The organism is Streptomyces sp. AC550_RSS872 (assembly GCF_019049285.1).
Classification (GTDB): Bacteria; Actinomycetota; Actinomycetes; order Streptomycetales; family Streptomycetaceae; genus Streptomyces.
Genome location: NZ_JAGMUL010000104.1, coordinates 20,071 through 27,510 on the forward strand (window position 1 = coordinate 20,071; position 7,440 = coordinate 27,510).

Sequence of the window (7,440 nt, forward strand, 5' to 3'; positions counted from 1 at the left end):
GATGGTCCCCTGAGCCCACGCGCCTGTCGACACGGCGAGCCTCAGCCGCTGCGACCGCAGGCGAGCGATGCATGCGTGGGTGAATTCTCGAACCGCTGCACCACCCCCGGTCCACCAGGGCCGAAGGGGACCGGCCGATGGCCGGTCCCCTTCAAGACCCACAGGTCAGCTAGCTTCGCGGGTCACGTCGAGTCTTGCATCCGATGCCATTCCGCCTATTTTCAGCTGCAGCCGCTGGTCGAGCCGCAACCCTCGCAGATGTAGCAGGAGCCGGCCCGCTGCATCTTCGTGCCGCAGGAGAAGCACAGCGGTGCGTCGGCCTGGATGCCCAGCTGCATCTCCACCAGCTCGGCACTGGTGTGGGCCTGCTGCGGGGCGGGCTTGGCCGCCGATGCCTCGGCCTTCGGTGTGGCGACGGCCTTCAGCTCCTGGGCGCGCGGCGCCGACTGGGCCAGGCCCTCGACGTCGACCTCGTCCTCGGACGGCTCGTACGAACCGGTTTCCAGGTGACGCTGACGCTCCTCGGCGGAGTGGATGCCGAGCGCGGAACGCGTCTCGAAGGGCAGGAAGTCCAGCGCCAGGCGGCGGAAGATGTAGTCGACGATCGACTGCGCCATCCGCACGTCCGGGTCGTCCGTCATGCCGGCCGGCTCGAAGCGCATGTTCGTGAACTTCGAGACGTACGTCTCCAGCGGCACGCCGTACTGGAGACCGACGGATACGGCGATGGAGAAGGCGTCCATCATGCCCGCGAGAGTCGAGCCCTGCTTGGACATCTTCAGGAAGACCTCGCCGAGACCGTCGTCCGGGTAGGAGTTGGCGGTCATGTAGCCCTCGGCACCACCGACCGTGAAGGACGTCGTGATGCCGGGACGGCCCTTGGGGAGGCGCTTGCGGACCGGGCGGTACTCGACGACCTTCTCGACCGTCTCACGGATGGTGGCCTCGGCCTTCTCCGTGATCTCGGTCTTCTCCTTCTCCTTGGTCTTGGCGGAGAGGGGCTGGCCGACCTTGCAGTTGTCGCGGTAGATGGCGAGCGCCTTGACGCCCAGCTTCCAGGCCTCGAAGTAGATCTCCTCGACCTCCTCGACGGTCGCCGACTCCGGCATGTTGACCGTCTTGGACAGGGCGCCGGAGATCCACGGCTGGATCGCGGCCATCATGCGGACGTGGCCCATCGCGGAGATGGAGCGCTCGCCCATGGCGCAGTCGAACACCTCGTAGTGCTCGTGCTTGAGGCCGGGGGCGTCGACGACATTGCCGTGGTCGGCGATGTGGGCGACGATCGCCTCGATCTGCTCCTCCTGGTAGCCCAGGCGACGCAGGGCCTGCGGCACGGTGCCGTTGACGATCTGCATCGAGCCGCCGCCGACCAGCTTCTTGAACTTGACCAGCGCGAGGTCGGGCTCAAGGCCGGTGGTGTCACAGGACATCGCGAGACCGATGGTGCCGGTCGGGGCGATGACGGACGCCTGGGAGTTACGGAATCCGTTCTTCTCGCCGAGGCGCAGCACGTCCTGCCAGGCCTCCGTGGCGGCGGCCCAGATCGGCGTGTCCAGGTCGTCCATGCGTACGGCCACGCCGTTGGCGTCGGCGTGCTGCTTCATGACACGCAGGTGCGGCTGGGCGTTGCGGGCGTAGCCGTCGTACGCGCCGACGACCGCGGCGAGTTCGGCGGAACGCTTGTACGACGTACCCGTCATCAGGGAGGTGATGGCACCGGCGAGGGCACGGCCGCCGTCGGAGTCGTAGGCGTGGCCGGTCGCCATCAGCAGGGCGCCGAGGTTGGCGTAGCCGATGCCGAGCTGGCGGAACGCGCGCGTGTTCTCACCGATCTTCTGCGTCGGGAAGTCCGCGAAGCAGATGGAGATGTCCATCGCGGTGATGACGAGCTCGACGACCTTCGCGAAGCGCTCGACCTCGAAGGACTGGTTGCCCTTGCCGTCGTCCTTCAGGAACTTCATCAGGTTCAGCGAGGCCAGGTTGCAGGACGTGTTGTCCAGGTGCATGTACTCGCTGCACGGGTTCGAGCCATTGATACGGCCGGACTCCGGGCAGGTGTGCCAGTGGTTGATGGTGTCGTCGTACTGGATGCCCGGGTCGGCGCAGGCCCAGGCGGCCTCGGCCATCTTGCGGAACAGGGCCTTGGCGTCGACCTCTTCGATGACCTCGCCGGTCATCCGCGCGCGGAGGCCGAACTTGCCGCCCTGCTCGACGGCCTTCATGAACTCGTCGTTCACACGGACCGAGTTGTTGGCGTTCTGGTACTGGACCGACGTGATGTCGTCGCCGCCCAGGTCCATGTCGAAGCCCGCGTCACGCAGGGCGCGGATCTTCTCCTCTTCCTTGACCTTGGTCTCGATGAAGTCCTCGATGTCGGGGTGGTCGACGTCGAGGATGACCATCTTGGCGGCGCGGCGCGTGGCGCCACCCGACTTGATCGTTCCTGCAGAGGCGTCTGCGCCCCGCATGAAGGAGACCGGGCCGGAGGCGTTGCCACCGGAGGAGAGCAGCTCCTTGGAGGAGCGGATCCGGGAGAGGTTCAGGCCGGCGCCGGAGCCGCCCTTGAAGATCATGCCCTCTTCCTTGTACCAGTCGAGGATCGACTCCATGGAGTCGTCGACGGACAGGATGAAGCAGGCGGAGACCTGCTGCGGCTGGGGCGTACCGACGTTGAACCAGACGGGGCTGTTGAAGCTGAAGATCTGGTGCAGGAGGGCGTAGGCCAGCTCGTGCTCGAAGATCTCGGCGTCGGCGGGCGAGGCGAAGTACTTGTAGTCCTCGCCGGCCTTCCGATACGTCTTCACGATGCGGTCGATGAGCTGCTTGAGGCTCACCTCGCGCTGCGGGGTGCCTACGGCACCCCGGAAGTACTTGCTGGTGACGATGTTGACCGCGTTCACCGACCAGAAGTCGGGGAACTCGACGCCGCGCTGCTCGAAGTTCACAGAGCCGTCGCGCCAGTTGGTCATGACGACGTCACGGCGCTCCCAGGCCACCTCGTCGTACGGGTGTACGCCGGGGGTGGTGTGGATGCGCTCGATACGCAGTCCCTTGGTCGCCTTGGTGCCCTTGGCGCGGGAACTCCGTGCCGGACCGCTCGCCGTCTCTGTCATGCCGCCTCCCTGTACGGGCTAAAACGCCCTGAAGTGCCCCGATGTTCCCCGTGGCACGTGTTCTGTCTGGTGCTGCGGGCACCGTCCGATTGCCACCCGCAGCAGGTCTTCTGTCGCCGCCCCCGGGCCGGATCCGAAGGTCCGAAGACCGGATCCGGCCCGCCCTCAGTCGGCGGCGTTGGCGGGCACGGGGACCTGTGGAGTCCCTCCGGGCCCGCGCTCGTCTTCCTGGCCCCCCGTGACTGCGTCGGCGTCGTCTTCGCGGTCGTCGTCGTCCGCGGCGGGGCGCCCCGTCGTCTCCCTGAGTTCCGCGATCGCGGCCTCGAAGTCCTCGAGCGAGTCGAACGCCCGGTAGACGGAGGCGAATCGCAGAAAGGCCACGAGGTCGAGCTCCTGCAACGGGCCGAGTATGGCCAGCCCCACATCGTGGGTGGTCAGCTCGGCGCTTCCGGTGGCTCGCACCGCCTCCTCGACCCGTTGGCCGAGCTGGGCGAGCGCGTCCTCGGTGACCGGTCGTCCCTGGCATGCCTTGCGCACGCCGTTGATGACCTTGGTACGACTGAATGGCTCGGTGACTCCGGACCGCTTGATCACCATCAGCGAGCATGTCTCCACCGTCGTGAAACGACGGGAGCAGTCAGGACACTGACGGCGTCGACGGATCGAGGTGCCGTCGTCGGTCGTACGGCTGTCGACGACGCGACTGTCGGGGTGCCTGCAGAAGGGGCAGTGCATAACTTCCAACCCTCCTCACAGCAGACTCAATAGCCTCGCTGGACCTCATGGGCCCCTCGAAGCAGCCCCAAGCATAGGCGATCTCCGAGCGGCCGAAGACCGGGGGGACCACAACTTCTGGGCTGCTGCCGCAATCCAACCACTAGATGTGGGGATTGGCTCATACATCGACACGGTTCGCGCGTGTCGCACAGACCATGGCAGGCGCCATACAGCCGCCCCGGCGCGCCGGACACTTTGACGCACGGGCGTATCGCCCCGGCACATACGGAGATACCGTGAGCGCCGCACGAAGGGGACGTGGGACTCCCGCACAGATGGGGGTCGGTTCCCGGCTGATCCGATCTCGGATGGCAGACTGGGGCAACAACCCACGAGGTCGTCACCCCGGCGGTGAAGGGTACAACAATGAACCCTTTTGCCCGCCGTACCGCGCGCCAGCCATACACCCGGACACACGATCACGTCAGGTGATTCGCGATTTTTCACTCGAACGTGTGTTTGGCGCAACCTTTCGAAAGCAACTACCGTTGTGCAGCAGGGAGACCATCGAGAGGGGCCGACGTGACCACCACCGCAGACAGTGCCACCATCACTGCCCAGGACCGCTCCCAGGGCCGACTCGAGCCGGTGCATGCGATGAACGAAGCCATGAATCCCGAGGGGCACAAGCGCTCCCTGCCGGGCCGACCTCCCGGCATCCGGGCGGACAGCTCAGGGCTCACCGATCGCCAGCGCCGTGTGATCGAGGTCATCAGGGATTCCGTGCAGCGGCGCGGCTACCCGCCGTCGATGCGGGAGATCGGTCAGGCGGTCGGCCTGTCCAGTACGTCCTCGGTGGCACACCAGCTCATGGCGTTGGAGCGCAAGGGCTTCCTCCGCCGTGACCCGCACCGCCCGCGCGCGTACGAGGTGCGCGGCTCCGACCAGGCCGCCTCTGTGCAGCCCACGGACACCACCGGCAAGCCCGCCGCGTCCTACGTTCCGCTGGTCGGCCGTATCGCCGCCGGTGGCCCCATCCTCGCGGAGGAGTCCGTCGAGGACGTCTTTCCCCTCCCTCGACAGCTGGTCGGCGACGGCGAGCTGTTCGTCCTGAAGGTCGTCGGTGACTCGATGATCGAGGCCGCGATCTGTGATGGCGACTGGGTCACGGTCCGGCGCCAGCCGGTTGCCGAGAACGGCGACATCGTGGCCGCGATGCTCGACGGCGAAGCCACCGTCAAGCGTTTCAAGCGCGAGGACGGCCACGTCTGGCTCCTCCCCCACAACTCTGCGTACGAGCCGATTCCCGGTGACGACGCGACCATCCTGGGCAAGGTGGTGGCAGTGCTGCGGCGCGTGTGACGGCCGCGGCGGGCGAAGCGCACGGCGTCGCCCTCTGACCGGGCCCCGGAACCTCTGCGCCGGTTCCGGGGCCCTGTGCTGTCCGGGGCTTGTGCTGTTCCAGATCCTGAGCGGTGCCGACCCCGAGGTCAGTGGATGCAAGATCGGGGGTTAGCCTGTCGCGATGCCGCGACAGGCTAACCCCCGATCACTGTTCCGCTTCCGACTTCTTCGCCGCCGCGTCGATGGCGGCCAACGACTTTCGAACCTGATTACGGTCCGTCGTGTACCAGAAGTCGGGCAGTGACGCCTTCAGATAGCTCCCATACCGCGCTGTGGCCAGCCGCTGATCCAGTACGGCGACCACGCCGCGGTCGCCCGATGCCCGTACGAGGCGGCCGGCGCCCTGCGCCATGAGCAGCGCGGCATGAGTGGCCGCGACCGCCATGAAGCCGTTGCCACCGGCGTCTTCCACCGCCTTCTGGCGAGCGCTCATCAGAGGGTCGTCGGGGCGCGGGAACGGGATCTTGTCCATGACGACCAGCTGACAGCTCGGGCCGGGGACATCGACGCCCTGCCAGAGGGACAGTGTGCCGAAGAGGCAGGTCTTCGGATCGGCCGCGAAGTTCTTGATCAGTTCGCCGAGCGTCTCCTCGCCCTGAAGGAGGATCGGGAACTCGGGGATGCGGGAGCGAAGCTCCTCGGCGGCCAGCTGTGCGGCTCGCATCGAGGAGAACAGGCCGAGCGTGCGGCCACCCGCAGCCTGAATGAGTTCGGTCAGCTCATCGAGCATGTCGACCCGATCGCCGTCCCGCGCGGGGCGCGACAGGTGCTTGGCCACGTACAGAATGCCCTGCTTGCGGTACTCGAAGGGCGAGCCGACATCCACTCCCTTCCACTGCGGAAGGTCATCGCCCTCGGTGCCCTCGGGTGCGAGTCCCAGAGACGCGCCCACGCCGTTGAAGTCGCCGCCGAGCTTCAAGGTCGCGGAAGTCAGGACGACGGACCGATCCGCGAAGAGCTTCTCCCGCAACAGGCCCGACACGGACATGGGGGCCACGCGCAGGGAAGCCCCGAAACGGTCGTGACGCTCGTACCAGACGACATCCCACTCGGAGCCGTTCGTGATGCGCTCCGCCACGTCGTGCACGGACTCCACCGAGGCCAGCGCCTGCTTGCGGACGGCGTCCTCGTCCTGCACCGACTTGTCGCGGGTCGCCCCGATCGCGGAAATGACGGTGCGGCAGGCGTCGCGCAGCGCCATGAGAGCGTAGGCGAGGTCTTCCGGGATCTCTTCCAGACGGCCCGGCAGGGCAAGCTCCATCAGCCTTTCGAAGCCCTCTGCGGCAGTCTGGAGCTGATCGGCGGCCTTCTCGTTGACGAGCTTCGCGGCGCGGCGCACCGCGCGGTTGACCTGGCCCGGCGTGAGTTCGCCGGTGGCGACTCCGGTGACGCGGGAGACCAGTTCGTGCGCCTCGTCGACGATCAGGACCTCGTGCTGCGGGAGGACGGGGGCGCCCTCGATGGCGTCGATCGCGAGCAGGGCGTGGTTGGTGACGACGACCTCCGAGAGCTTGGCGCGCTCGCGGGCCATCTCGGCGAAGCACTCGGCGCCGTACGCGCACTTCGAGGCACCCAGGCACTCACGCGACGACACGGACACCTGGGCCCAGGCCCGGTCGGACACGCCGGGTGTCAGGTTGTCCCGGTCGCCCGTCTCCGTCTCGTCCGACCACTCGTGCAGCCGCAGCAGGTCCTGCCCCAGCTTGCTGGTGGGTGCGGCGGCTTCGAACTGGTCGAAGAGGCCCTCCTCCTCGTCCTGTGGCACGCCTTCGTGCAGACGGTGCAGGCACAGGTAGTTCGACCTGCCCTTGAGCATCGCGAACTCGGGGCGTCGGCGCAGCAGCGGGTGCAGTGCCTCGACGGTGCGCGGCAGGTCACGCTCCACCAATTGGCGCTGGAGCGCCAGGGTGGCCGTCGCCACGACGACGCGCTCCCCCTGAGCGAGCGCGGGAACGAGGTAGCCAAGCGACTTTCCGGTGCCGGTGCCGGCCTGAACCAGCAGATGGGACCCGCCGTCGATCGCCTCCGCGACGGATTCGGCCATGGTCACCTGGCCGGGGCGCTCCGTACCGCCGACGGCAGTGACGGCGGCATGCAGGAGTTCGGGGAGTGAGGGCTTTGTCATAGAGCGACCACCCTACGGCCCGGCACTGACAAAGGGGCGCCCACGGTGGGGACGAGCGGCGGGATCAAGACCTGGGGT

The 7,440-nt window shown here is 67.4% G+C and carries 4 protein-coding genes; 1 reads left to right on the plus strand and 3 read right to left on the minus strand.

Annotated features, from left to right (window positions below):
- Positions 1-221 precede the first annotated feature (221 nt).
- Together KUM44_RS31675 and nrdR are read right to left on the minus strand one after the other, a co-directional pair.
- On the minus strand, positions 222-3,116 hold the full coding sequence (locus KUM44_RS31675; RefSeq protein WP_217213200.1) for a vitamin B12-dependent ribonucleotide reductase: 2,895 nt from the start codon (positions 3,114-3,116) through the stop codon (positions 222-224).
- A 165-nt stretch (positions 3,117-3,281) separates the two neighbouring features.
- The gene (gene nrdR, locus KUM44_RS31680; RefSeq protein WP_217213201.1) at positions 3,282-3,851 is read right to left on the minus strand and encodes a transcriptional regulator NrdR; all 570 of its coding nucleotides are present in this window, start codon (positions 3,849-3,851) and stop codon (positions 3,282-3,284) included.
- 564 nt (positions 3,852-4,415) lie between these two features.
- Here nrdR and lexA point away from each other — a divergent pair.
- A complete protein-coding gene (lexA, locus tag KUM44_RS31685) occupies positions 4,416-5,195 on the plus strand; it encodes a transcriptional repressor LexA (RefSeq protein ID WP_003997358.1) in 780 nt (259 codons plus the stop codon).
- Positions 5,196-5,382: 187 nt separating this feature from the next.
- On the opposite strand, the gene KUM44_RS31690 is transcribed toward lexA, so the two are convergent.
- Positions 5,383-7,362, minus strand: a complete 1,980-nt coding sequence (locus KUM44_RS31690) for an ATP-dependent DNA helicase (RefSeq protein ID WP_217213202.1) — start codon at positions 7,360-7,362, stop codon at positions 5,383-5,385.
- Positions 7,363-7,440: the final 78 nt, after the last annotated feature.